The organism is Stenotrophomonas ginsengisoli, assembly GCF_001431485.1.
Taxonomy (GTDB): domain Bacteria; phylum Pseudomonadota; class Gammaproteobacteria; order Xanthomonadales; family Xanthomonadaceae; genus Stenotrophomonas; species Stenotrophomonas ginsengisoli.
Genome location: NZ_LDJM01000010.1, coordinates 27062 through 49693, shown reverse-complemented (window position 1 = coordinate 49693; position 22632 = coordinate 27062). Strand labels below are relative to the sequence as shown.

Here is a 22632-nt window from a genome sequence, read left to right as displayed (position 1 = left end):
AGATGCGAAAAATTGTTCTACGGGATATGGTATTTGATGGAGTAGAGGAAGACCTTTACTCGTTGAAGTTGCGCGTTGGCTGCCCGGGCTGTGGCAGTGGTGTTGATTTCGATTCGGATGATTTGACTCCTCTTGGCGGCGCTGATAATTCGAGACTGTCCAGTTTGCTTGCTAAAGATTTCGGCTTGCGACGCAGATCGGGCGGACTTGGATATGAAAATGAGAAGGGCTTGGAGGCTTGCTTCTTTGGCTATCGGTGCATGTCCTGCAGTGCCAAGGGGTACGTGGTTGCCAGCGTTGGAGAAATTCAGCCGACGCGGTTCCAGGCAATTCTGGAAGGTGTTTTGTTGGAGTCAGAAGGGTCGTAGTCAGCGGCGCTCGGCTCAGGTTAACCGCTGCACGGCTCAAGCCGAAGCCGCTTCGTCGCTCCGTTGAAGTGGCGTCGCGACCGGACGGGTCTGTCAAACGAACTGTGTAACCTCGGTTTTCACAGCGCGTCCAACGGCACGCGGTCCTCGCCGAACATCACCGCGTTGCGCGTGGACTGCTTGTCATCGCTTCGGTGATTCCCTCGCCACGCGCTCGTGCGCGTGCTGCGCACGCCCACAAGAACTTGGTACGAAACGTTAGATCATGCAGGCAGAGTCCGTAGCGTCGCTCCCAAACCTGTAACTGAGCTCAATAACCATAGAATTTTCGATGCTGATGGTAAATGCACTCACCGGAGATGAGGATGAGAAAGCAGTTGCCAACACGAGAGGCGGTTTTCGCTAAGTTGCGCGAGGTCAGATTATCTGACCTCTATCGCGAAGAAGTTGCAGCTTGGGCCTTCTCCTTCCTAGACAACGATGATATTGATGTCACTGACGATGACGTGTGGGAGGCTCTCGCTTTGTTGGGGGCGGCGGATCTTCCTTCGAGTGACCGGGAGTATCTATATGAGGATGCGGATTTTGCAGCATTTGAGATTCGGCTAGGGCAAACTTCTTAGGGAATCTCTAAACAACTGCCCCCGAGACTGCTTAGACTCAACTTCCAAGTGCAACGCCCCCATATCGGGCCGTTGCCATGTCCAGAAGCTATCAACACCTGAGCCCTGAAGAACGAGCCGTAATCATGATCGAGCGCCAAAACGGCAGCAGTTTGCGAGCAATCGGGCTGCGCCTTGGGCGTTCGGCAGCCACTGTTTCACGAGAGCTCCGGCGCTGCGATCAAGCTGCGTACAACGCCAGCAAGGCCGCTCTGAACTATCGCCGGCGCCGCAGCCGTTACAGACCGATGAAGCGGTTGGTGGCCGGAAGCAGGCTTTATCAATACGTCCACGACCACCTTGTCTACAGGCGCTGGTCACCGCAGCAGATTGCCGCCAAACTCCGCCAGATGCCTGAGTCCATCCGCCCTGGCCTTGTCAGCCACGAAACAATTTACGCGGCCATCTATGCCCAGCCACGCGGCGGACTCAAGCAGGCCATGGTGGAGGCGCTGCGGCAAGCCAGGCCGACGCGCGGCCTGGGCCGCAAGTCCGCCGCGGCCAAGACCTTCGTCCCGGAAGAGCTGAGCATCAAGCACCGTCCCGAGGAAATTGAGCAACGACTGCTGCCTGGCCACTGGGAGGGCAATCTGATCAAGGGCGCCTTCAACCGCTCGGCCGTGGGCATATTGGTGGAGCGCAAGGCACGCTTCGTCATCCTCTGCCGGATGGACGGCTGCACAGCAGCAGATGCACTGGAGGGCTTCAGCCGCCAAATGAAGAAACTGCCAGCCCTTTTACTACATTCAAAAATAACGCGATGGATAGGTACGTTGGAAGGCCGTTTCTGAAGCTCCTGGATTGCTATGTGCTGAGTGCAATGGGGCAGCTCGATCCTCAGCAGGATGAGATCCTGAAAGGCATGGAGGGCAAGCTGGCTGAAATCTATGGCGCGACGGGTTCTTGGTTCGAAATTGTCGGCTCGCAGATGGATTTTCCAGATGCCGTGCCAGCTCAGATCAGGGCCATTTGGGACAGTTATTTGATGAAGGTGCATCCGCTCGGTGGCGCCGTTGATCCAATTGAGTTTGCAATGACCTTTGTGAACACGAATTTCCCCTACGTATTGAAACGCTGAGAAATATCATTCAACCTCCAAGCGCTTCGTCCCCGTAAGTGTGGTGGCACTGAACAATTACCTTTTTCGAACATGCCGAACTTCTATCCCCGATTCGATAGCCTGATCCAAAGATGCAAAAGACCTTTGGCGATGCCGAACAACAAAGCCGACGCAAGCGTCCACTGCGCGAGATTTTCCTGTTCGAGATCGAGCAGGTTGTGTCGTGGAGGGCCTTGCTGGCATTGATCGAGCTGTATTGCCCCGCGTTGGACGACATGGGCCGGCAGCCGTATCGCTTGGATACGATGCTTCGCATCCGCCTGTTGCAGCAGTGGTAAGTACTGAGCGATCCGGCGATGGAAAAAGTGCTGTGCGACATGCCCTGGACATCAACGAAAGCGCGTAAATCCACACATCTGGGCTTATTGCTCAGTCGCTTTCTCAAGGTCGGCGTTGACGCCAGCTTTCAGCTCAACGCCTTCAGTGACCCCAATGGTGACCCGCTGACGTACTCGGTCAGTGGCCTGCCGGCTGGCATGTGGTTCGACGCGGCCAGCCGCACCATCAATGGTTCGGCTTCGGCGGGCAGCTATGCCATCACCATCCATGCCAATGACGGGCGTGGCGGTGTCGGCACGGCCACGTTCACCTTGACGGTACAGGCCAACAACGCACCTGCCGCACCGGCCATCGCCACGATGAACATGCAGGTCGGCACCGGTGTGGGCGTTGTGCTTCCCGCTTTCTCTGACCCGGATTCTGACCCCGTCACCCACAACGTCCCGACACTGCCGCCGGGGCTGTGGTGGGATGAACCCGGTCGCGTCGAATTTCTTGGACGAAGTTCGCTTGCTTTCACGCGCCTTTTACCACATGATTTCAAGTCGAACAGCCCGGCATGGGGATGTTCAGGGGGAATGGTTCCGCGCAACGGGCCATTGCATTGAAGTCGACAGGGGTTGTTCTTGAGCATGGTCCGCAAACACTCGCGAGCCGCGCGTTTGCGTGTGTATTTGGCGTCAGATCCCAACAACATTGACCTCGCGTTCGCATTGGGCGAGGAGCTGGTGTTGGATGGGCAGGCCGGTGAGGCCGTCGAACTGCTGATTACGCATCCGTCGGCTGCCAAGCCAGCGGTGATGCACCGCATCTCGCAGTGGGCGCTGGGTTGCGGCGAATACACACAGGCATTGCGCCAGCTGGAAACCTTGCGTGTGTCCCGCGATACGTCGGTCTCCATTGACCACGATTACGCTTTTGCGCTGATGTGCCTGCACCGGCTGGATGACGCCTCCGCGGCAGTGCTTGAAGCAATGCAACGCCATGGGCAGCATCCGGCACTGACGATTCTGCTTGCCCGTCTGACAATGCTTGCGGGTGAGCCTGACAAGGCCATCAGTGCGCTCCAAGCGCTGGAAGCACAACAACCACTGGACGCCCAGGCCCTTGGCGTACTGGCCCTGGCAATGCTGGACGCTGACTCCACAGCACCTGCTGCCGAGCATGCTGCGCGTGCCCTTGAACTGCAGGACAATCAGCACGAAGCCTTGCTGGTCATCGGTACCCTGGCGCTGGCGCAGGCTGACGCAGAGCATGCCTTGGCTGCCTTCGACCGCGCGTTGAGCGCGCATTCCGGGTCCGGCCGGGCGCTGTCTGGCAAGGGCCAGGCACACATGCTGCTGGGTGAGCTGCCAGTGGCGGAAAACACCTTGCTGCAGGCCACCCGCGCCATGCCCGAACACCTGGGCACCTGGCACGCACTGGCGTGGTCGCAACTGCTGCAGGGCCGTGCCGATGCGGCGCGTGGCAGTTTCGAACAGGCCAATGCGGTGGACCGCACCTTTGGCGACACCCATGGCGGCCTGGCGCTGGTGCATGCCCTGCAGGGGCGGACCGACGAGGCCGAAGACGCACTGAAGCGTGCGCTGCGCCTGGATCCGAATTCCAGCACCGCACGCTACGCGCAGCTGGTGTTGCGCGATGGCAGGGGCGATTCCGCGGCCGACTCGCAGGAGCTGGCCGCACTGCTGGCCACCACCGGCCGCAGCGTTGGTATGCCGTTGCCAGTGTTCGCCAGCGCGTTGCGCGGCATTCTTGGCGGGCAGGCCCCGCTGCGCACATGACTGCCGATTTTGCCGTCCGCCTGCTGATTGAGACGCTGCTGGCCGCCGTCAAGATGAGCGCTCCGATCTTGCTCGCCACCTTGGTGGTGGGCCTGCTCATTTCCATTGTGCAGGTGGTCACCCAGGTGCAGGAAATGACGCTCACCTTTGTGCCCAAGATCATCGTGGTGGTGGTGGTCTGCGTGATGCTGGGTGCGTGGATGCTGGGCGTGGCGGTGGAGCTGGCCAAGCGCATGTTCGAAACGGCGGCCGGGTTGTAAGTATGTCGTACATCCACGATTTCCTGACCACCTACCTGTTGGCCATGCTGCGGTTTCTGCCCGCCGTATTGTTGGTGCCGTTGTCACCGCTGCGCTGGGCTCCCGGCTTGGTGCGCATCGCTTTGTTGATGCTGCTGGCCTGGCTGGCCACCGCGCTGATGAGCGCGCCGGTGGGCCTGCACAGTGCAGCGGCGTGGATCTCGGCCATCTGTGCGGAACTGTTGATCGGAACCGCCTTCGGGCTGGCCGTGATGCTGCCCAATGCGGCGCTGCACACGGCGGGCTGGGTGTTGGACGTGCAGGCCGGCAGCAGCGCCGGCGTGCTGTTCGACCCGGGCAGCCAGAATGACACCCAGGCGGTGTTCGGCACCGCGCTGATGCTGGTGGCCATCGCGCTGTTCTTTGTGCTGGACCTTCACCTGCAGCTGTACCGCATGCTGGCGGTGAGCATCCAGCTGGCCCCGTTGGGGCGTGGTGGCGTACAGCTGCAATGGGATGGCTTGGCCGGCCTGCTGGGGCAGAGCTTCCTGCTCGGCTTTGCGGTGGTGTTGCCGGCCATTCTGGGCCTGCTGCTGGTGGATGTGGGCGTGGCCTATGCCACCCGCTCGATGCCGCAGGCCAATGTGTACTTCCTGGCGCTGCCGCTGAAGCTGCTGGCGGCGGTTGGTCTGCTGATGGCCACGCTACCGTTTGTGCCGGTGCTGTTTGCACGGTTGTTCCGCGACGCGTATGCGCGCGTGCCTGCATTGCTGGGGGGCTGAGATGGCCGAAGGTGACCAGGACAAGACCGAACAACCCACCAGCTACCGCCTGGAAGAGGCGCGCAAGCAGGGCAACGTGGCGCGCAGCCAGGATGTGACCGGCATTGTGGTTCTGATTGTCTTCGCTGGCGTGGTGGCGATCACCGCCGGCGACGTCGCCCACGCGCTGGCACAGGCCAGTCGCGAGATGGTGCAGCTGGCCGGCAGCGCGCCCCGCCCAGGTGCCTCACTCTTGCACGCACTGGTAACGTTCTATGCCCCGTTGGGCGATGCGCTGATGCCGCTGGTGCTGGCGTTGTTGGTGGCGGCAGTGCTGGGTAATGCGATGCAGACCGGATTGATGTTCACCACTCAGCCACTTACCCCCGATCCGAAGCGCCTGAACCCGGCGGCGGCGTTCAAGCGCCTGTTCGCGCTCCGCAGCTTGTGGGAGCTGGGCAAGATGGGGGTGAAGTTCGCTCTGTTGGCCATCGTGTGCTGGATGGCACTGCGCAATGCGCCGGCCATTGTGGATGCAGCCACCCGCATTGCGCCCGGCGAAGCCGGCCGCCTGCTGCTCAGTGGATTCGTTCGTGTATCCATCTATGTGCTGCTGATTCTGGCCGTGGTGGCCGCAGCGGACCTGCTGTTCAGCCGTCGCGACTACATGCGCAAGATGCGCATGAGCCGGCGCGAACTGAAAGACGAGGTGAAGCGCCGTGATGGCGATCCGGCCATCAGGGGCCGTCGGCGCGAGAAGCTGCGTGAGCTGCTGAAGAAAACCCAGGCTCTGGGCAATGTGGCCCAGGCGGACATGGTGCTCACCAACCCCACCCACGTGGCGGTGGCGCTGCGCTACCGCCCGGGCAAAACCCTGGGGCCGGTGGTGGTGGCCAAGGGCGCGGGGCTGATGGCCGCGCACATCCGCAAGCTGGCCTCGCAGCACCGTGTGCCGGTGTGGCCGTCAATGACGCTGGCACGGGCGCTGTACCGTGAGTGCGACATCGACCAGATGGTACCTGAGGCGCAGTACGGCGCACTGGCCCCGCTGTATCGCCGGCTGTGGGCGCAGCGTGGAGCTGCCGCATGAAGGCGTTGTTTGGCCAGCTGTGGGAAGGCAAGCGCGACCTGGCGATGGTGGGGCTGGTGCTGGGCGTGCTCATCGTGCTGTTCGTGCCGGTGCCGCCGATGCTGCTGGACCTGCTGCTGGTGCTCAACATCAGCATGGCCCTGCTGATTCTGCTGGTGACCTTCTTCACCGATTCGCCGCTGAAGTTCTCCACCTTCCCCACCATTCTGCTGCTGTCCACCTTGTTCCGGTTGGCGTTGAATGTGTCGGCCACGCGGCTGATCCTGGAAGGCGGCGACGCTGGCCGGGTGATCAACGCCATTGGCGAATTCGTGGTGGGCGGCAATTACATCGTCGGCATCGTGGTGTTCGTCATTCTGGTGGTGGTGCAGTACGTGGTGGTTACCAGCGGTGCCCAGCGCGTGGCCGAAGTGGCGGCCCGCTTCACCTTGGATTCCATGCCCGGCAAGCAGATGAGCATCGACGCCGACATGAACATGGGGCTGATCGACGAGAAGGAAGCTCGGCGCCGCCGCAGCCAGATCGAGCGCGAAGCCAACTTCTACGGAGCGATGGACGGTGCCACCAAATTTGTGAAGGGCGACGCCATTGCCGGCATCGTCATCATTCTCACCAACATCGTCGCGGGCCTGGCGGTGGGCATTGCCCAGCTGGGTCTGCCGTGGGGTGAAGCGGTGCAGCGTTTCACCCTGCTGACCATCGGCGATGGCATCGTCACCCAGATTCCCTCGCTGGTGATTGCGGTGGCCACCGGCATCATCATCACCCGGGCCGCCACCGATGCGCAGCTGGGCACGGAGATTCCCAAACAGATCCTGGCCAACCCGAAAGCACTGCTGATCGTCGCGATGGTGCTGATGATCGTACTGGTGCTGCCGGGCTTCCCGGTGGCCCCGGTGCTGGTGGTGCTGGCCATTCTGGGCGGATTGGCATGGCTGGCTACGCGCGCGCAGCAGGGCGAACAGAACGACGCCGTCGGCGATGCGGAGATGCCAGCTTCGAACGAGCCGTCCAGCGTGGCCCCGCCTGACATCGGCCAGATTCTGCGCGTGGAAGCGATCGAGTTGCGTCTGGGTAGTGAGTTGTGCGATGCCTTCGCCGGTGCGGACAGCGACCTGATGGATCGCATCGAGCACCTGCGCCGGCAGTTCGCGCAGGACCTGGGCTTCGTCATGCCGCGCGTGCAGCAGCAACTGCGCACCGAGCTGGGCCCGGACCAGTATGAGATCCACTTCCACGGCTGCCGGGTTGGGCAGGGCGCGCTGATGGTCGACCGCGTGCTGGCCATCAATCCCGGTGGACAGCGCGCACGTCTGGAAGGGCCCGACACGCGTGACCCGGCCTACAACCTGCCGGCGCAGTGGATCGACCGCCAGGCACGCCAGTCCGCGCGCAGCGCCGGCTATACCCTGGTGGAGCCGGATACGGTGTTGATCACCCACCTGAGCGAGCTGGTCAAACGCCAGTCGGCCGACCTGTTGACCCGTCAGGACACCGAGCGCATGCTCAACCGGGTGCGCGAACAAAATGCCTCGCTGGTGGAGGAGCTGGTCCCGGCCATCCTGAGCATTTCCGAAGTGCAGAAGGTGCTGCAGCTGCTGCTGCGTGAGCAGGTCAGCGTTCGCCACTTGGAAGCGATTCTGGAAGTGCTGGTCGACGCCGGGCGCACGGTGAAGAATCCGGAGGACCTGGCCGAACGCGTACGCGAGCGGCTGGGTGGCACCATCTGCCAGGCACTGCGCGACGCCAACGGCGACCTGCACGTGATGACCCTGGCTCCGGAGCTGGAACACGAACTGCTGTCCAGCGTGCGCGGCAGCGAAGGGCGGGGCAGTCTGTTCGGTGAGATCGCGCAGCTGGATGGCTTCATGAAGAGCCTGGCCACGCAGAGCGAATCGATGATGGGCCGCAACCTGGTGCCAGTGCTGCTGTGCCCGGGCCCGGTGCGGCGCAGCCTGCGCCAGCTGCTGTCACGCTCGATGCCCTACCTGGCAGTGATCAGTCTGTGCGAGATTCCGGCGACGTTGCCGGTGCGCTCCTTCGCAGCCATCCGGAGCCAATAAGCAATGACCGATACCCTGCAAGCGCTGGGCCGCCAGATGAGTACGGACGTGGACACGCTGTCGTCCATCAGCCGCAATGTGGCCAATCTGCAAACGCCGGGCTACCGCGCCGAGCGCATGCGCGCGGACTTCGCGCAGCAGTCCGGGCTGACGCCGGCAGTGGACCAGCGCGACGGCAGCTTGGCGCAAACTGGCCGGGCACTGGATCTGGCACTGCGTGGACAGGGCTTCTTTGCTGTCGAACGCCAGGGCCAGCCCATGCTGGTACGCGCGGGTAATTTCCAGATTGATGCCGATGGCTACCTGGTCACGCGACATGGCGACCGCGTGCTGGGCCAGTCGGGCGCGCTGCAGATCGATCCGACTCTCATCACCGCCGATACGCCGCTGCGCGCCGATGCCGATGGCCAGCTGTGGGCCGGCCAGCAGCCGCTGGGCCAGCTGCAGATCGTGGCGGTAGCGCAGCCGTTGGAGCTGCGCGCAATGGGCAACGGGGCCTACCGCTACAACGGTGCGCTGGCGCAGTGGCAGGGCAGCGTGGTGCAGGGCGCGCTGGAAGCGGCCAACGTGGACCCGGCCGATGAAATGCTGCGGCTGATGGAACTCACCCGACATGTCGACGCGGTACGACGCGCCATGAGCAGCTACGACCAGATGCTGGACACCGGCATCAACCGGATTGGCGAGAACTGAAAGGACACCTCATGATCGACGCATTGCACATTGCCGCCAGTGGTTTGCGCAGTGGCCAGCAACAGCTGGACACAATCTCCAACAACGTGGCCAACCTGCAGACGCCGGGCTTCAAGCGCAGCCGGGTGAACTTCGCCGACATCGCCACACCGTTGCCGGCGGTGGGGGCCGACCTGACGCTTGCCCTGGCTGAGCAACGCCCGGGCGGAGTGCGCGTTGCCTCCACCAGCACCTCGTTTGCACCGGGTGAGATGCGCCAGACCGGCAATCCGCTGGATGTGGCGATTGACGGTGCAGGCTTCTACGAGTTCGAGGCCACTGATGGCAGCCTGGTGTACTCGCGCAGTGGTCAGTTCCGCGTGGATGAAGAAGGCTCGCTGCGCAACTTCCAGGGCTTGCGCCTGAGCGGCGACGTGCGCGTGCCGCAGGAAGGCCGCGACCTCAAGATTTCCCCGGAAGGGGAAGTGACCGTGCAGCTGCCCGACGAGATCGACCGCACCGTGGTCGGCACCATTGAAGTGGTGCGCTTTTCCGCGGCTGAATTGATGCGCTCCATTGGCGACAACCTGTACGCGGTGACCCCGCAGGCCGGTGCCGCCACCTATGGCCGCGCGGGCGAGGCGGGTGCCGGCAAGTTGCGCCAGGGCCAGATGGAAATGGCCAATGTGGAGATCATCGAGGAAATGTCCGGGCTGGTGCTGGCCCAGCGTGCCTATCAGCTCAACGCGCGTGTGCTTCAGGCGGCTGACCAGGTCATGGACACCATCAACAACCTGAGGCGCTGACGGATGTGGAGCCTGCTGCTGGCGCTGACCACGAGCGCCGCCCCCAATGCCGATGCCGTGACTGCGCAGATCCAGAGCGAACTGCAGCAGCGCCTGCTTGCGCAGGGCAGCAGCGCGGTGGTGCAGGTGGGCAGGGTGCGGCTGCAGGCACTGCCGGTCGGTGCCGTGCAGCTCGAAACGGGCGAAGTGGCCGGACGTTGGCCACGCGCGCGTGCTTCGGTACCGCTGAAAGTGCGCGTGGACGGCCATGTGCTGCGCACACTGAACGTGCCGGTCACCGCGAGTGACGTGCGGTCGGTGCTGGTGTTCGAGGCCTCCTACGCAGCGCGCACCGGACTGGACACCGTGCGTCTGCACGAGTCGAACGTCGACATGGTCTGCTGCAGCGGAAACGTGCTGGCGGCGCTGCCCGCCGAGGGCTACCGGCTGCGCCAGGACGTGCGCGCCGGCACGCCGCTCACCGATGCCGTGCTGGAACCCCTTCCCGCCGTGCAGGGCATGCAGGAAGTCCAGCTGCTGGTGCGGCACAAGGACATCGAACTCTCTGCAGCGGCGGTGGCGCTGCAGGACGGCCAGGTGGGCCAGCGCATTGCGGTGCGCCCCAGCTATGCGCGTGGAACGGTGGTGGCTACGGTCACCGCCCCGGGCGAGGTACAGATCCATGACTGATACACAACGCGCGCTGCTGATGGCGGTGTGCCTAATCGGTGCAACGCAAGGGGCACAGGCAACCGAGCCGGTGCGCCAGACCCTGGTGGATATCGAGAACTACCGCCCGCTGATCGCGGACCATCGTGCGTTCCGGGTGGGTGACGTCCTCACCGTCTACGTGTCTGAAGCCACCCGCGCCAAGTCGCAGGCGGCAACAGACGCCTCCAGCCAGCTGGCGTTGGGAGCCTCGCTGTCGTCGCCAAGCACCGACTATTCGGCCAAGGCAGGGCTCAGCGGCAGCAACGGTGCCGGCGCACAGACCACCCGCAGCGGCGAACTGCGCACGCAGATCTCGGTGCAGGTCGTGGACGCGCGGCCGGACGGCACGCTGGCGGTGGAAGGTGCGCAGACCCTGCTGGTCAACCGCGAGCGCCAGCACATCCGTCTGCGTGGTCTGGTGCGACCGCAGGATATTGCGGCCGACAACACGGTCTGGTCGCACCGCATTGCCAATGCGGAAATCGAACTGGACGGCGTGGGCGATGTGAGTGCGTCGCAGCGCCAGAGCCTGATCTACCGCACGCTGAAATGGTTGAGGTTGCTGTGAGCGTGAAGCGCTTTCTTCTGCTGTCCCTGCTGGGTGTCTGCGCACTGGGCGGCGATACCCTGGCCGCCACCGTGAAAGTGAAGGACATAGCCCGCGTCGCCGGTGTACGTGAGAACCAGCTGACCGGTTATGGCCTGGTGTTTGGCTTGTCCGGCTCGGGTGATTCCAGCCGCAACCGCGCCACCGTGCAGTCGGTCGCCAACACCTTGCGGACCTTCGGCGTGAACGTGAGCGACACCGACATTGCCAGCCGCAACGTGGCGGCGGTGATCGTGACCGCGCGCCTGCCGTCGTTCGCTGAACCGGGCCAGTTGATTGACGTTCAGGTAGCTTCGTCGGGCGATGCCCGCAGCCTGACCGGTGGCACCTTGATGCTCACCCCGCTGCGGGCGGCCGATGGCCGCTTGTATGCGTTGGCGCAGGGCGCACTATCGGTGGGCGGCTACCAGTTCGAAGGCATGGCCGCCTCGCTGCAGCGGAATCACCCTACGGTGGGCTGGATTCCTTCCGGCGGCAGCATCGAACAGGCGTCACCCCTGCAGGTGGACACCGATGGCAGCTCGCTGGCGATCGTGCTGAACGAGCCGGACTTCACCAATGCCACCCGCATTGCAGAAGCCATTCGCGGGCTGGGCGATGTGGGTAGCGCCAAGGCCGACCACGCCGGCAAGGTCAGCGTTCACTTCAACGAGCGCCCTGACGACATGGTGGCGTTGATCGCGCAGCTGGAAAATCTCACCCTGGAACAGCAGCGCAAGGCGCGCGTGGTGGTGAACGAGCGCACCGGCACCGTAGTGGCGGGCGGGGATGTGCGCCTGGGCAAGGTCAGCGTCTCGCACGGTGGTTTGAAGATCGAGATCCGTACCGAGTTCCAGGTGTCCCAGCCCGACGGCGTGTACTACCGCCCGGGCAGCGGGATTGCCTCGGTGGTGACGCCGTCCACCCGCATTGAAGCCGATGAGGGCGTGGCACCGCTGGTGCAGATGCAGGAGGGCGCGTCAGTCGCTGACCTGATCAGTGCGCTGCGCGCAGCGCGATTGTCCACGCGCGATGTCATCGCGGTCCTTCAGTCGATCAAAACCGCTGGCGCGCTGGATGGCGAGCTGGTGATCCAATAACAGGGGAAAGGCAATGGAAGCGTCAACACTGGATGCCGTGCGGCTGTCCATGGGGCTGCAGCAGATGCGCGCCGAACTGGCCAGCAGCAACATCGCCCGCGCCGGCGCACCGGGCCTGCGTGCGCACACGCTGGATTTCTCGCGGCTGGAAGGGCTGCTCACCGCCTATGGCGAAGGCCGCGCCTCCGCCGCCGACCTGCAGCAGGGCCTGGCCGAACTGCGTGCGCTGAGCCCGCGCGAAGGCAGTACAGAAGCCAGCGCACTCGGGCTGGATGCACAGGTGGCGGAAATGGCCTCTGCCTCGATGAACTACCAGACCCTGGGCGACGCGCTGAGCCGGCAGTTCAGCCTGATGCGCCTGGCCGTCACCGGAAGGAGCTGATCATGGCCATCGACAGCATTCTCGATACCGTTCGCGCCGGCATGAGCCAGGAGCGCCTGCGCCTGGAAGCGGCCAGCCGCAACATCGCCAACGCAAACACGGCGTTGCCGGTGGGCGTGGAAGCGCAGCGCTGGCAGATGACGGTAGGCAAGGATTTCTCGGCGCAGTTGCAGGCCGTGCCCACGCCCACGCGCGAGGTCAGCGACCCGGGCCATCCGCTGGCCGACACCGAAGGCTTCGTGCGCTATGCGCGCGTGGACATGGTGCAGGAAATGACCACCCTGATGACCGCCAGCCGCGGCTATGAAGCCAACGTGCGCTCGTTCAACCTGCTGCGCGGCATGACCCTGCGCGCCCTCGACATTGGAGCCAAGTAATGGCCATCGAAGCCATCGGCGCGCTGGATGCACTGCGCCTCAATGCCGCCGAGCAGACCGCTGCGGCCCCCACCACCGACTTCAGCACCGTCGTCGGGCAGGGGCTGTCGCATCTGGACGGCCGCCTGCAGGCCGCCGACGCGGCCACCCAAGCGCTGGCCAGCGGCCAGAACGTGCCGGTGCACGAAGTGATGATCGCCATGGAGCAGGCGCGCATGGAGCTGACGTTTGCGGTGGAAGTGCGCAACCGCCTGTTCGAGTCGTATCAGGAACTGGCACGGATGCAGCTGTGACCATGAACGTGCCGTCTTTTTATCGTTCGCTGTCTGCGCCCGCCCGAACCGGCCTTTTGGTGGGTGTGGTGGTGGTGGTGCTGGCCACGCTGGCCGTGCTGTACTGGTTGCTGGCCCCGCGCCAGCAGACCCTGTTCAACAACCTGCGTCAGGCCGATGCGGCGGAGATCGTGCAGACCCTGGGCGAATGGAAGGTGCCCTACCGCCTCACCGACGGGGGTACCACCATCACCGTGGACGAAGCCCGGGTGTACGACACGCGTATGAAGCTGGTGTCGGCCGGCATTCCCAAGGGCGGGCATGTGGGCTTTGAGCTGTTCAACGAGTCCGACTTCGGGGTGACTGAGTTCGCGCAGAAGGTGAACTATCAGCGTGCGCTTCAAGGCGAAATCGAACGCACCATCACCAGCATGCCGGGCGTGCTGGATGCACGCGTGCATCTGACCATTCGCCGCCAGGGCTTGTTTGCCGAACAGGAAGACGGCTCCAAGGCATCGGTGGCGCTGTCGCTGTCGCCGGGGCAGAGCCTGGGCCGGCGTCAGCTGGATGGGATCCGCAGCCTGGTGGCGGCATCGGTGGAAGGGCTGAAGCCCGAACACGTGTCGGTGCTGGATTCGCAGGGTGCGCTGTTGTCTGGCGGCAGCACCGAACTGGTGGGAGGCACGGCTGACGAACAGACCCGAGGTGACCGCAAGAGCGCGTTGGAGAAAACCCTGACTACGCGTGTGGCGGACTTGCTGGGCAAGACGATGGATGCTGGCGACTTTGCCGTCTCGGTCGACGCCACCTTGAACTACGATGCTGTGCGCGAGGTCAGCGAACGGCCGGTGGCGCTGGGCGAGCAGGGCAATGGGCTGGTGCAGCGTCGCCGCACCACCACCCAGGTGCAGGCCGAAGGCAGCACCACCCCGCGCCAGGAAGAAGACACCAAGTACGTGCTGGGTACCAGCCGGCAGGAAGTGAGCCGCGCACCGGGCCGCGTTGAACGCCTGTCCGTGGCGGTGGTGGTGCCGGTGCGACTGGACGACGTGGAGCTGTACCGCCTGCGCTCGCTGGTGGCGGCGGCGGCGGGTATGGACTTCGAGCGCGGCGACCAGCTGGAAATCTCGCGCCTGGGTCAGGTAGCCGTAGCGCCGCCAGTGGCTGACGACGCCCCGGTGGTGAAGCCGGCAATCGTGCCTGCAGACGCGGCACCCGCGCAGCGCCCTGCCGGGACCACACCGGCCGCGACGAGTGGTTGGCACCTGATCGCCGCCGCAGGGCTGGGTATGCTGGTGGCGCTGCTGTGGTTCGGCCTGCGTCGTCGCCAGCCCGCACGCCTCACCGCGCAGGAGCGCGAACAGGCCCTGCAGAAGATGCGCCTGTGGTTGCAGGATGGTAGCGCTTCATGAGTACGCTCGCCGCTGCCCACCGCCGCTGCGCGTTGCTGCTTGCGCCACTGCACCCGCATGACCAGCGCCAGCTGTTGGCGGCCCTGCCTGCCGAAGACGGCGCAGTCGTACGCGTGCTGCTGGACGAACTGCGCGCCTTGAACCTGCCGCTGGACGCGCTGTCCGCGCAGGCGCTGCAGGGCGATGCAGCGGTGTCGGCAGGGCAATTGCCGGGAACACCCGCACTGGACTGGAACGGCTTGGCCGAGCGCAGCTCACCGGCGTGGGCGGCGCGTGCGCTGGCGTGCGTGCAGGGCGCTGAGCGTGAGTTCTGCCTGGCGGCACTGGAGCCGGCGCAGCGCGAGGCCATTGGCCCTCTGTTGAGCCACACGCCCGAGCTGCCCCCCGCCTTGGCGCAGTCGTTGCGCCGCCATCTGCTCAGTCCGGCGGAGGCGCACTGATATGCAGCGCGTCACCACTTCTGCCGCATCGGCGCTGACCCTGTCGCAGGCGCTGGCACCCGCGCCGGCACCGGCGAAACAGGCCGTGGAAGCAGCGGAACCGATGGTCCCCGTGCTGCCTGCGGGTCCCACGCTTGCCGAAGAGCGGGAACAGGTGCTGGCGCAGGCGCGGCAGGAAGGGCTGCGCAAGGGAGAAGCGGATGCCACCGCCCGCTTTGATCAGCGCGTGGCTGTGGCCCGCGCGGAACTGGATGCCGTGCACGCCGAACGCATGCAGGATCTTGCCACGCAGCAGGAACAGCTGGATGCATTGCTGGCGGGCCTGCCGGCGGCGCTGCAACAGCTTCAGACGCGCACGCTGGAAGACGCGGCGGTGCTGGCATTCGAAGTCGCCACGCGGCTGTATGGTGGCGTGGCCGGCATCGACTTCCCGGCGCTGTGCGCGCAACTGCTGCAGGAGCAGACCGAACATACGGTAGTATTGCGGGTGGCTCCGGCGCAGGTTGCTGCTGTAGCGTCACTGGCCGGCCCAGCGGTACGCGTGGTCGCCAGTGCGGGTCTTTCGCCCGGCCAGGTGCAGGTGCAGACCGCCACCGGCACGGTGGATGGCGGGCTGGATGTGCGCCTGGATGCTATTCGCAGCGCGTTCCTGGCCAGCCTGGGCGGAGCAACCGCATGACCACGCCGTCGGTCGCCCACGTCGTGCAGCAGCTGCGCAGCGCGCCGATGGTGCGCCGGCTGGGTCGTGTGGAGTCTTTCAACGGCCTGGTGGTGGAAGCATTGGGTCCGGAGGTAGTGCTGGGCGAGCGCTGTTTGATTGAAGGCAACGCCGGCCACCAGGTGGATGCCATGGTAGTGGGCTTCCGTGCCGGCCTGACCCAGCTGATGCCCTACGGCGAGCTGACCGGCATCGCCCCCGGACACCTGGTGCGTCCACTCGGCCGTGGCGTGGACATCGGCGTGGGCGATGCCCTGCTCGGCCGCGTGATCAACGCCCATGGCATGGCACTGGACGATGGCCCAGCGCTAGAACTGCCGCAGCGTTACCCGCTGACCCGCGCACCGCTGAACCCGCTGCACCGGCAGCCGATTGAACGCGTGCTGGAAACCGGTGTGCGTGTCATCGACACGCTGCTTACTCTGGGCGAAGGCCAGCGCATGGGCATCATGGCAGGCAGTGGCGTCGGCAAAAGCACCCTGCTGGGTGCGTTGGCACGGCAGGTGAGCGCTGACGTGACTGTGCTGGCGCTGGTGGGCGAACGCGGCCGCGAGGTCAATGACTTCCTCCAGCACTCGCTGGGCGAGGAAGGGTTGAAGCGCTCGGTGGTGGTGGTGGCTACGGCTGACGAACCCGCGCTGATGCGTACCCAAGCCGCCTACGCCGCGCACGCTGTGGCCGAATACTTCCGCGACCAGGGCAAGGCAGTGCTGCTGGTGGTGGACTCGATGACGCGATTCGCGATGGCGCAGCGCGATATCGGCCTTTCCATTGGTGAGCCGCCGACCTTTCGTGGCTATACGCCATCGGTGTTCGCGCAACTGCCGCGCATGCTGGAGCGTTGCGGCCGCGTGCGTGGCGGCGGCTCGATCACCGGTCTTTACAGCGTGCTGGTGGAGGGCGATGACATGAACGAGCCGGTAACCGACCACATGCGCGCCATTCTGGACGGCCACATCGTTCTGGACCGCGCACTTGCGGCACGTGGTCATCACCCGGCCATCGATGTGCTGCACAGCGCCAGTCGTCTGCTGGGTGCAGTGGCCAGTGCGGAAGAGCAGGAGGCCGCGCGCCGCGCGCGCCGCGAACTGGCGGTGTATGAAGGCGCTAGGGACCTGGTGGATCTGGGCGCGCACCAGCCGGGAGCCAACCCGGAACTGGACGGCATCCTGGAGCGCCGCATGGCCATGGAAGCCTTTCTGCAGCAACCGCCGGCCGAGCGCACCGCGCGTGCAAGCGCGGTGTCGCGCCTGCACGATGTGCTGGCCAAGGAGGCGTTGGCATGAGCCGCCGCGAACAGGCGTTATCGGTATTGCACCGACTCCGCTCCCTGCAGCAGAGCCAGCAGGCGCTGGCGCATTGCCGCGCCCAACAGGAGGTGCACGCCTGCAATGAGGCACTGCTGCACGCCCGATCCCAACTTGCCGCCGCACTGCGGCAGGCGGGTGACGTGGTGCCGGGCAGCGAGCTTCGGCTGGAGCGTCACCATAGTGTGGGTCAGATGCTGAGTGACCTACAGCATGGTGTGCAGGCACGCCACGCCGAACACGTACACGCGGTGGAACAGTGCGACGCTGCAGCGCAGGCACATCTGGCCGCACAGCAGCACTGCGACCATGCGGCCGACACGCTCGCCGTAGAGCGCGCTCAACTGCAGCAGCAACGCGACCTGCACGACTACGACCACGGCAGCGACCTGCGCCTGGCGCGGACATTGACCGGAGCCAAGGCATGATCAACGCCCTGCTGGACCCCAACCAGATTCCAGTTGTGCGGGCGATCGAGCGCCGATCAGGCGAGACCGCACAGCGAGCATTCGAGCCGGGCCTCCCCTCGGCAGCCGTGGATGCCGATAACCCGCTGCAGATCGAACTCCACACCCACGACACGCAGGGCGAGGCACGCCACATCGCTTTCGCTTGGACGCCAGCGGCGGGCGCGGACATGGCTTCGCCCACCACCCCATGGGCGATGAGCACACAGGCGTTCCTGCTGACCCAGATGGCCGGTCCGTCATTTGTTGCAACGCCGGTTGTTCCGGTGTCGACACCTCCCGTGCCTCCGCCGCTGACCACGGCCGAGCCGCTGACGGGTGCAACGCCGACGGCGGCGGATGCCGGCGCGCCGTGGCAGCAGCGCTGGCTGCAGTGGCTGCAGGAGGGCCACAACGCCGAGCTGCAGGTACGTCTGCGCGACTACCGCCTGCAGGAAAGCGACTACCCCCGTTTGATTGAACAGCTGCATCACTTTACGCGCGAGCAGGGACTCACCTTGACCCGGTTGATGGTCAACGGACGCGAGCTCTGGCGTCTTCCCGCTACAGAAACAGGAGTTTCCCATGGCCGTTGATGCCATCGGCAGCACGCTGGGTACCCAGCAGACCGAACTGACCAACAACAACACGATCAACCAGGATGACTTCATCCGCCTGTTCCTGGCTCAGTTGCAGTTCCAAGATCCGATGGAGCCGGTGGACAACCGCGAGTTCCTGGCCCAGCTGGCGCAGTTCTCCGCGCTGGAACAGTCACGCCAGCTTAGCCAGAACACGGCTGACCAGCTGACCATGTCCGCCGCCAGCCAGGCGGTGAGCCTGATTGACCGGCAGGTGGAGATTGCCGGCCCGGGCGGTAACAGCACCGGCCGGGTGATTGCCGTGCAGTTCGGAGCCAATGGTCCGGAGCTGAGTGTGCGTGACAGCGGCGGGCAGGTCAGCACGGGTGTACGCCTGTCGCAGGTGTCGCTGGTGCAGCCGGTCAGCACCCCCTGAGCAAGGAGGCTTTGAATGTTCCAGGCATTATTCACCAGCCTCTCCGGGCTGTTCAGCTTCTCGCGCAGCCTCAACACGGTGTCCAACAACGTGTCGAACATGAACACGCCCGGCTTCCGGGGCAGTGACTCGTTCTTCGCCAACATCGAGGGCAACCTGGGCACGCGCATTGTGGGCGAGGACCTGCGCACGGTCGCGGGCGACGCTCGCCAGACCGGCAATGCCACCGATCTTGCTGTCGATGGCGAAGGCTATTTCGTGCTGCGCGACCCGCAGGGAGCGCTGTACTACACACGGGCAGGCCAGTTCCGCTTCAATGACGATGGTATCCTCGTCGACAGCGTGAACAACTATGAGGTGATGGCGATTGGCCCGAGCGGGTCACTGGACATCATCTCCATCGAAGGCCTTCGCACGGTGGGCGCGGTACCGACCACGGGTGTGCATGTCAGCGGGAACCTTGTGCCAGTGAGCAACTCGGCCACCGTGCCGGCAACGCCGGTGGACCTCAATTCAATCACCGTGTATGACGCCAGCGGCACCGCCCGTGTACTGAAGATGCAGTTCAGCCGCGCTGCCAGCCAGATTCCGGGCAGCTTCGACGTGGTGGTGCAGGATGATACCGGCGCGACGCTGGGCACGGGCGAGGTGCGCTTCAGTGTGCAGGGTCTGCCCCAGGCGGGTTACAGCACGATGGATATCGTACTGCCGAGCGCTGCAGGTGATCAGACCATTACCTTCGATTTCGGCACACCGGGTGCCTTCAACGGCATGACCTCGCAGTCGGGCACGCCCTCCGGGCTGTCGGCCAAGGTGGACGACGGCCATGGCGTGCTGCCGATCACCAGCATGAAGTTCGATGACAAGGGCGTGCTGCAGCTGGTCTACTCCACGACCGAGAAACGCAGTGGCGGCCAGGTGGCACTGGCCCTGTTCGCCAACGAAAGCGCGCTCAAGCTCAGCGGCGGCCGGGTGGTCTCCGGTGTGGATCCCTCGCAGCGGGAGCTCGGCGCACCGGGCGCGGGGCGTTACGGCAAGATCGCCGGCTCCAGCCTGGAGATGTCGAACATCGACCTGACCCGTGAGTTTGCCGACATGATCATCATCCAGCGCGGCTATCAAGCCAGCTCGCGGGTAATGACGGTCAGCAACGAGATGATCGAGCAGCTGTACAACAGCACCCGGGGCGGATCATGACGTCGCAGATGATCCGGTGGTACGGGCCGGGCCGGCACGAAGCGCTGCGCGCGGCGGTGGCTGCGCGGCTGCAGCTATGGTTGCAGCAGTGGGCGCTCACCCCCGAGGGGCTGAGTGTGCAGCTGAGCACCGGTGCCATCGATTCCGGTGCGTGGCAGCGCTGCACCGGCGCCGATGGTGCGAACGCATGGGCAGGACTGGGGCGCACCGATTTGGCGCAGCTGGGCAGCTTGCTGGCCAACGCACCGTTGCGTCACGCAACCGATTCCGAGCACGCACGCGCCGTGGGCACAGATGCACTGCAGGCTATGTTTGCGAGCCTGCTGGAGCACGCTTCGACGCAGCGGCCGGAAGCCGCGCTTCCCGATGGCGCGCTTGTGGAGCGGCACGGCTGGGTAGCGCTGGACGTGTGCTGGGCAGCTTTTACCTTCGTGCTGCTCATGGATCCGGCGTTGTGCGATCAATTGGCACCCCCTCAACGCAAATCGGCCGGGCTGACGCGCCGAGCCTCGGCGCTCGGTCCCTCCCGCGCCACCCTCACCGCTCGACTGGACCTGGGCAGCGTGGATGTCGCGCTGGTCAGTTCGCTGCGGCCGGGCGACGTATTGCGTACGAGCGTGCCCCTGGACGCGCTGCTCTCACTAGCGGCTGCTGAAGGCCGAACGGTTTCCACCGGGCGTTTGGCCCTGCTGGACCAGCACAAGGCCATCACGGTCGAATCTTCTCTTTGACAGGTACTTACATCATGGAATCCCTTTCCGCTGCGCCAGCTCCAAGCCTGGCCGAAGAACTGTCCGGGCTCGGCTCGGCGCACCCCGCGCTGGCGCTGGTGGGCCACGTTGAGGTGAAGATGGCGGCTGAGATCGGCTCGCTCACGCTCAGCATCGAACAACTGCTGGCGATGAAGGCTGGTGACCAGCTCAAGCTGGACCAGACCCTGGATGCGCCGGTGTCGCTGTTGCTCAACGGCCGGCTGGTCGCCCATGCCGAGCTGATGGCAGTGGACGACCATTACGCCATTCGCATTCTGGAATTGCTGTGACCACAGCGGCACCGACCAGCACGACCGATGCAGCGATTGCGTTCCGCGAGGAGGGCAGCAGTACCGGTGCGGACGCCGCACAGGCGCTGGGCATGACCGTGCTGCTCCTGGCCGTGGTAGTGGTGGGCTTGTGGGTAGCACGTCGGCGCGGTTGGCTGCAGCACTGGCTGGGTGCGGCGGTGCTGGCGCGGCCGGCCGGCAGCGCGGACCTCAAGCTGGTACACACGCTGCGCCTGAGCCCGCGCACTTCGGTGCATCGCATCCAGAATGGCAGCGAGTCCTTCCTGTTGGTGGAGTCCAGTGCGCAGGTCACCCTGCAGCGGGTGGAGCAACACGATGCAACCACGTAGTCCGCGCCGCCATGCTAAAGCCGCGCTGGCCGTGCTGATGGGGGCCAGCGTGCTCGGTTTTGCAATGACCGCGCAGGGTAGTGCGCTCGACAGCGTTGCTGACGAAGTGACACGCCAGGATTTCTCGCCTGTACTGCGCAACTTTGTGCTGCTCAGCCTGTTGTCGCTGGTGCCGGTGATGATGATCGCAATGACCTCGTTCACGCGCATCGTGATCGTGCTGTCGCTGCTCAGGCACGCATTGGGCCTGCCGCAGACCCCGCCCAACAGTGTGATCATCGTGCTGTCGTTGTGCTTGACGTGGTTCACCATGGCCCCGGTGGCGGGCAAGATCGATCAGGACGCGCTGGCGCCTTACCTCAACCAGCAGATAACCGCGACCGAGGCCATTGAACGCGGCAAGGATCCGCTGCGCCAGTTCATGCTCTCGCAGACCCGTGAGAGTGATTTGAAGGTCGTGCTGGAGATGGCCAAGGCTCCAATGCCGGCCACGGCCAAGGAGGTGGCATTCTCACATCTGGTGCCGGCGTTTCTGCTCAGCGAACTGCAGACTGCATTCCAGATCGGCTTCGTGATCTTCCTGCCATTCCTACTCATCGACCTCGTAGTCAGCGCGATCCTGATGGCACTGGGCATGATCATGCTGCCGCCCACCACCATCAGCCTACCGTTGAAGATACTGCTGTTCATCCTGATCGATGGCTGGGTGCTGACGGCAAAGGCATTGCTGGGGAGCTTCTGGAATTGACTGGCCGTGAATACCGATCTGGGAGATAAAACCCTGTGGCGGGCGATGCAGGCAGGAGAGCAGAGAGCCAGCGACAGACTGGTGGCCCGCTTTCGTCCATGGGCCATGAGTGTTGCAGACCGTATCCATCGGCGCGTGGGGGGGCTGCAGGTGCCGCGCGACGATCTTCGCCAGAGCGCGATGGTCGGGTTGCTGGAGGCATTGTCGCGGTTCGATCCGGGCCGCGGCATTCCGTTCGAGGGATATGCCATGGCCAGAGTGCGCGGGGCCGTGTTCAACGAGGTGCGGCATTGTAGTCCTGGCAGAGAGTCGTCTTTTGCGCTGATCAGCACCCGAGAACGGCTGCAGTCCGTGCGTGCGCATGCCCAAGAGGATGAGGAGGGTGTGCTCGATCAAGTGGTCGGCGACATCGTGGTACTCGGCTTGGTCTTTCTACTCGACCATCAGGCAGTGCAGTCTCATGATCCGTTATGCGCCGCGCAGGAATATACGGAGCGTAGTCAGATGAACACGCGATTGCGTGCGGCAATTCAGCGTCTGCCGGAGCGCTCGCGTCTGCTTATCGAAGCACACTACTTCCGTCATCTGCCATTCAATAAGCTCGCAGAGGACCTCGGCATCAGCAAGGGCAGAGTGTCGCAGTTGCATCACGCCGCGCTGGGGGATCTTCGTCGGGTTCTCACTACCCCGTCGCCACGGTAAAGGTC

30 protein-coding genes and 2 pseudogenes are annotated in these 22632 nt (G+C 64.6%); all 32 read left to right on the top strand.

Annotated features, from left to right (window positions below; genetic code table 11):
• The first annotated feature begins 2 nt into the window (after positions 1 to 2).
• The 32 genes and pseudogenes from ABB30_RS16105 to ABB30_RS03605 all read left to right on the top strand — a co-directional run bounded on the left by ABB30_RS16105 (position 3) and on the right by ABB30_RS03605 (position 22627).
• A complete protein-coding gene (locus ABB30_RS16105) occupies positions 3 to 368 on the top strand; it encodes a hypothetical protein (protein ID WP_152980543.1) in 366 nt (121 codons plus the stop codon).
• Positions 369 to 733: 365 nt separating this feature from the next.
• Positions 734 to 991, top strand: a complete 258-nt coding sequence (locus ABB30_RS03750; RefSeq protein WP_211263444.1) for a hypothetical protein — start codon at positions 734 to 736, stop codon at positions 989 to 991.
• A 77-nt stretch (positions 992 to 1068) separates the two neighbouring features.
• A pseudogene (locus tag ABB30_RS03745) lies at positions 1069 to 1779 on the top strand (IS30 family transposase); the annotation flags it as partial.
• A gap of 71 nt (positions 1780 to 1850) precedes the next feature.
• Positions 1851 to 2108: a hypothetical protein gene (locus ABB30_RS03740; protein ID WP_211263443.1), complete on the top strand. Its 258-nt coding sequence runs from the start codon at positions 1851 to 1853 to the stop codon at positions 2106 to 2108.
• Between the two features lie 113 nt (positions 2109 to 2221).
• Positions 2222 to 2425, top strand: a pseudogene (locus ABB30_RS03735) (transposase); the annotation flags it as partial.
• Positions 2426 to 2446: 21 nt separating this feature from the next.
• Positions 2447 to 3037 carry a putative Ig domain-containing protein gene (locus ABB30_RS15620; RefSeq protein ID WP_083489666.1) on the top strand — a complete coding sequence of 197 codons (591 nt, stop codon included), beginning with the start codon at positions 2447 to 2449 and terminating at the stop codon, positions 3035 to 3037.
• A gap of 24 nt (positions 3038 to 3061) precedes the next feature.
• Positions 3062 to 4213 (top strand): tetratricopeptide repeat protein, encoded by a 1152-nt coding sequence (locus tag ABB30_RS16920; RefSeq protein ID WP_083489665.1) that lies wholly within the window; start codon positions 3062 to 3064, stop codon positions 4211 to 4213.
• Positions 4210 to 4473 carry a flagellar biosynthetic protein FliQ gene (locus ABB30_RS03725; protein WP_057636975.1) on the top strand — a complete coding sequence of 88 codons (264 nt, stop codon included), beginning with the start codon at positions 4210 to 4212 and terminating at the stop codon, positions 4471 to 4473. Before ABB30_RS16920 ends, ABB30_RS03725 begins: the two co-directional genes overlap by 4 nt.
• Before the next feature lie 2 nt (positions 4474 to 4475).
• Complete coding sequence (locus ABB30_RS03720; protein ID WP_057636974.1) at positions 4476 to 5234, top strand: flagellar biosynthetic protein FliR; 759 nt, start codon at positions 4476 to 4478, stop codon at positions 5232 to 5234.
• A 1-nt stretch (position 5235) separates the two neighbouring features.
• Complete coding sequence (locus tag ABB30_RS03715) at positions 5236 to 6303, top strand: EscU/YscU/HrcU family type III secretion system export apparatus switch protein (RefSeq protein WP_057636973.1); 1068 nt, start codon at positions 5236 to 5238, stop codon at positions 6301 to 6303.
• Entirely contained in the window at positions 6300 to 8366 is a 2067-nt protein-coding gene (flhA, locus tag ABB30_RS03710; RefSeq protein ID WP_057636972.1) for a flagellar biosynthesis protein FlhA, read from the top strand. Before ABB30_RS03715 ends, flhA begins: the two co-directional genes overlap by 4 nt.
• A 3-nt stretch (positions 8367 to 8369) precedes the next feature.
• Positions 8370 to 9059 carry a flagellar hook-basal body protein gene (locus ABB30_RS03705; RefSeq protein ID WP_057636971.1) on the top strand — a complete coding sequence of 230 codons (690 nt, stop codon included), beginning with the start codon at positions 8370 to 8372 and terminating at the stop codon, positions 9057 to 9059.
• An 11-nt stretch (positions 9060 to 9070) separates the two neighbouring features.
• Entirely contained in the window at positions 9071 to 9844 is a 774-nt protein-coding gene (locus ABB30_RS03700) for a flagellar hook-basal body protein (RefSeq protein WP_057636970.1), read from the top strand.
• Between the two features lie 3 nt (positions 9845 to 9847).
• Positions 9848 to 10513 carry a flagellar basal body P-ring formation chaperone FlgA gene (gene flgA / locus ABB30_RS03695; RefSeq protein ID WP_057636969.1) on the top strand — a complete coding sequence of 222 codons (666 nt, stop codon included), beginning with the start codon at positions 9848 to 9850 and terminating at the stop codon, positions 10511 to 10513.
• Positions 10506 to 11102, top strand: coding sequence for a flagellar basal body L-ring protein FlgH (locus ABB30_RS03690; RefSeq protein ID WP_245626409.1), 597 nt, complete (start codon positions 10506 to 10508; stop codon positions 11100 to 11102). Before flgA ends, ABB30_RS03690 begins: the two co-directional genes overlap by 8 nt.
• Before the next feature lie 2 nt (positions 11103 to 11104).
• A complete protein-coding gene (locus ABB30_RS03685; RefSeq protein ID WP_245626408.1) occupies positions 11105 to 12220 on the top strand; it encodes a flagellar basal body P-ring protein FlgI in 1116 nt (371 codons plus the stop codon).
• A gap of 13 nt (positions 12221 to 12233) precedes the next feature.
• Complete coding sequence (locus ABB30_RS03680; protein ID WP_057636966.1) at positions 12234 to 12602, top strand: flagellar basal body rod protein FlgB; 369 nt, start codon at positions 12234 to 12236, stop codon at positions 12600 to 12602.
• 2 nt (positions 12603 to 12604) lie between these two features.
• The gene (locus ABB30_RS03675; RefSeq protein ID WP_057636965.1) at positions 12605 to 12979 is read left to right on the top strand and encodes a flagellar basal body rod protein FlgC; all 375 of its coding nucleotides are present in this window, start codon (positions 12605 to 12607) and stop codon (positions 12977 to 12979) included.
• Positions 12979 to 13272, top strand: a complete 294-nt coding sequence (fliE, locus tag ABB30_RS03670; protein ID WP_057636964.1) for a flagellar hook-basal body complex protein FliE — start codon at positions 12979 to 12981, stop codon at positions 13270 to 13272. Before ABB30_RS03675 ends, fliE begins: the two co-directional genes overlap by 1 nt.
• A gap of 2 nt (positions 13273 to 13274) precedes the next feature.
• Complete coding sequence (gene fliF / locus ABB30_RS03665; RefSeq protein ID WP_083489663.1) at positions 13275 to 14663, top strand: flagellar basal-body MS-ring/collar protein FliF; 1389 nt, start codon at positions 13275 to 13277, stop codon at positions 14661 to 14663.
• The gene (locus tag ABB30_RS03660; protein WP_057636962.1) at positions 14660 to 15103 is read left to right on the top strand and encodes a hypothetical protein; all 444 of its coding nucleotides are present in this window, start codon (positions 14660 to 14662) and stop codon (positions 15101 to 15103) included. Before fliF ends, ABB30_RS03660 begins: the two co-directional genes overlap by 4 nt.
• Position 15104: 1 nt before the next feature.
• Complete coding sequence (locus ABB30_RS03655) at positions 15105 to 15782, top strand: FliH/SctL family protein (protein ID WP_057636961.1); 678 nt, start codon at positions 15105 to 15107, stop codon at positions 15780 to 15782.
• Positions 15779 to 17107 (top strand): FliI/YscN family ATPase, encoded by a 1329-nt coding sequence (locus ABB30_RS03650; protein ID WP_057636960.1) that lies wholly within the window; start codon positions 15779 to 15781, stop codon positions 17105 to 17107. The genes ABB30_RS03655 and ABB30_RS03650 overlap by 4 nt, the downstream gene beginning before the upstream one ends.
• Complete coding sequence (locus tag ABB30_RS16100) at positions 17104 to 17556, top strand: hypothetical protein (RefSeq protein WP_152980542.1); 453 nt, start codon at positions 17104 to 17106, stop codon at positions 17554 to 17556. The genes ABB30_RS03650 and ABB30_RS16100 overlap by 4 nt, the downstream gene beginning before the upstream one ends.
• Positions 17553 to 18170 (top strand): hypothetical protein, encoded by a 618-nt coding sequence (locus ABB30_RS03640; RefSeq protein ID WP_057636958.1) that lies wholly within the window; start codon positions 17553 to 17555, stop codon positions 18168 to 18170. Before ABB30_RS16100 ends, ABB30_RS03640 begins: the two co-directional genes overlap by 4 nt.
• The gene (locus ABB30_RS03635; protein ID WP_057636957.1) at positions 18160 to 18588 is read left to right on the top strand and encodes a flagellar hook assembly protein FlgD; all 429 of its coding nucleotides are present in this window, start codon (positions 18160 to 18162) and stop codon (positions 18586 to 18588) included. The genes ABB30_RS03640 and ABB30_RS03635 overlap by 11 nt, the downstream gene beginning before the upstream one ends.
• A gap of 15 nt (positions 18589 to 18603) precedes the next feature.
• Positions 18604 to 19785 (top strand): flagellar basal-body rod protein FlgF, encoded by a 1182-nt coding sequence (gene flgF, locus ABB30_RS03630; RefSeq protein WP_057636956.1) that lies wholly within the window; start codon positions 18604 to 18606, stop codon positions 19783 to 19785.
• On the top strand, positions 19782 to 20516 hold the full coding sequence (locus tag ABB30_RS03625) for a hypothetical protein (protein WP_057636955.1): 735 nt from the start codon (positions 19782 to 19784) through the stop codon (positions 20514 to 20516). Before flgF ends, ABB30_RS03625 begins: the two co-directional genes overlap by 4 nt.
• A gap of 14 nt (positions 20517 to 20530) precedes the next feature.
• Positions 20531 to 20827, top strand: a complete 297-nt coding sequence (locus ABB30_RS03620; RefSeq protein ID WP_057636954.1) for a FliM/FliN family flagellar motor C-terminal domain-containing protein — start codon at positions 20531 to 20533, stop codon at positions 20825 to 20827.
• On the top strand, positions 20824 to 21177 hold the full coding sequence (locus ABB30_RS03615) for a hypothetical protein (protein ID WP_057636953.1): 354 nt from the start codon (positions 20824 to 20826) through the stop codon (positions 21175 to 21177). The genes ABB30_RS03620 and ABB30_RS03615 overlap by 4 nt, the downstream gene beginning before the upstream one ends.
• Positions 21164 to 21925: a flagellar type III secretion system pore protein FliP gene (fliP, locus tag ABB30_RS03610; protein ID WP_152980541.1), complete on the top strand. Its 762-nt coding sequence runs from the start codon at positions 21164 to 21166 to the stop codon at positions 21923 to 21925. Before ABB30_RS03615 ends, fliP begins: the two co-directional genes overlap by 14 nt.
• 6 nt (positions 21926 to 21931) lie before the next feature.
• Positions 21932 to 22627, top strand: a complete 696-nt coding sequence (locus ABB30_RS03605; RefSeq protein WP_083489662.1) for a sigma-70 family RNA polymerase sigma factor — start codon at positions 21932 to 21934, stop codon at positions 22625 to 22627.
• The last annotated feature ends 5 nt before the right edge of the window (positions 22628 to 22632 follow it).

Coding starts and splice junctions, on each gene's coding strand:
- ABB30_RS16105 (WP_152980543.1), top strand. CDS start 3: ATGCGAAAAATTGTTCTACGGGATATGGTATTTGATGGAGTAGAGGAA.
- ABB30_RS03750 (WP_211263444.1), top strand. CDS start 734: ATGAGAAAGCAGTTGCCAACACGAGAGGCGGTTTTCGCTAAGTTGCGC.
- ABB30_RS03740 (WP_211263443.1), top strand. CDS start 1,851: ATGGGGCAGCTCGATCCTCAGCAGGATGAGATCCTGAAAGGCATGGAG.
- ABB30_RS15620 (WP_083489666.1), top strand. CDS start 2,447: ATGGAAAAAGTGCTGTGCGACATGCCCTGGACATCAACGAAAGCGCGT.
- ABB30_RS16920 (WP_083489665.1), top strand. CDS start 3,062: ATGGTCCGCAAACACTCGCGAGCCGCGCGTTTGCGTGTGTATTTGGCG.
- ABB30_RS03725 (WP_057636975.1), top strand. CDS start 4,210: ATGACTGCCGATTTTGCCGTCCGCCTGCTGATTGAGACGCTGCTGGCC.
- ABB30_RS03720 (WP_057636974.1), top strand. CDS start 4,476: ATGTCGTACATCCACGATTTCCTGACCACCTACCTGTTGGCCATGCTG.
- ABB30_RS03715 (WP_057636973.1), top strand. CDS start 5,236: ATGGCCGAAGGTGACCAGGACAAGACCGAACAACCCACCAGCTACCGC.
- flhA (WP_057636972.1), top strand. CDS start 6,300: ATGAAGGCGTTGTTTGGCCAGCTGTGGGAAGGCAAGCGCGACCTGGCG.
- ABB30_RS03705 (WP_057636971.1), top strand. CDS start 8,370: ATGACCGATACCCTGCAAGCGCTGGGCCGCCAGATGAGTACGGACGTG.
- ABB30_RS03700 (WP_057636970.1), top strand. CDS start 9,071: ATGATCGACGCATTGCACATTGCCGCCAGTGGTTTGCGCAGTGGCCAG.
- flgA (WP_057636969.1), top strand. CDS start 9,848: ATGTGGAGCCTGCTGCTGGCGCTGACCACGAGCGCCGCCCCCAATGCC.
- ABB30_RS03690 (WP_245626409.1), top strand. CDS start 10,506: ATGACTGATACACAACGCGCGCTGCTGATGGCGGTGTGCCTAATCGGT.
- ABB30_RS03680 (WP_057636966.1), top strand. CDS start 12,234: ATGGAAGCGTCAACACTGGATGCCGTGCGGCTGTCCATGGGGCTGCAG.
- ABB30_RS03675 (WP_057636965.1), top strand. CDS start 12,605: ATGGCCATCGACAGCATTCTCGATACCGTTCGCGCCGGCATGAGCCAG.
- fliE (WP_057636964.1), top strand. CDS start 12,979: ATGGCCATCGAAGCCATCGGCGCGCTGGATGCACTGCGCCTCAATGCC.
- fliF (WP_083489663.1), top strand. CDS start 13,275: ATGAACGTGCCGTCTTTTTATCGTTCGCTGTCTGCGCCCGCCCGAACC.
- ABB30_RS03660 (WP_057636962.1), top strand. CDS start 14,660: ATGAGTACGCTCGCCGCTGCCCACCGCCGCTGCGCGTTGCTGCTTGCG.
- ABB30_RS03655 (WP_057636961.1), top strand. CDS start 15,105: ATGCAGCGCGTCACCACTTCTGCCGCATCGGCGCTGACCCTGTCGCAG.
- ABB30_RS03650 (WP_057636960.1), top strand. CDS start 15,779: ATGACCACGCCGTCGGTCGCCCACGTCGTGCAGCAGCTGCGCAGCGCG.
- ABB30_RS16100 (WP_152980542.1), top strand. CDS start 17,104: ATGAGCCGCCGCGAACAGGCGTTATCGGTATTGCACCGACTCCGCTCC.
- ABB30_RS03640 (WP_057636958.1), top strand. CDS start 17,553: ATGATCAACGCCCTGCTGGACCCCAACCAGATTCCAGTTGTGCGGGCG.
- ABB30_RS03635 (WP_057636957.1), top strand. CDS start 18,160: ATGGCCGTTGATGCCATCGGCAGCACGCTGGGTACCCAGCAGACCGAA.
- flgF (WP_057636956.1), top strand. CDS start 18,604: ATGTTCCAGGCATTATTCACCAGCCTCTCCGGGCTGTTCAGCTTCTCG.
- ABB30_RS03625 (WP_057636955.1), top strand. CDS start 19,782: ATGACGTCGCAGATGATCCGGTGGTACGGGCCGGGCCGGCACGAAGCG.
- ABB30_RS03620 (WP_057636954.1), top strand. CDS start 20,531: ATGGAATCCCTTTCCGCTGCGCCAGCTCCAAGCCTGGCCGAAGAACTG.
- fliP (WP_152980541.1), top strand. CDS start 21,164: ATGCAACCACGTAGTCCGCGCCGCCATGCTAAAGCCGCGCTGGCCGTG.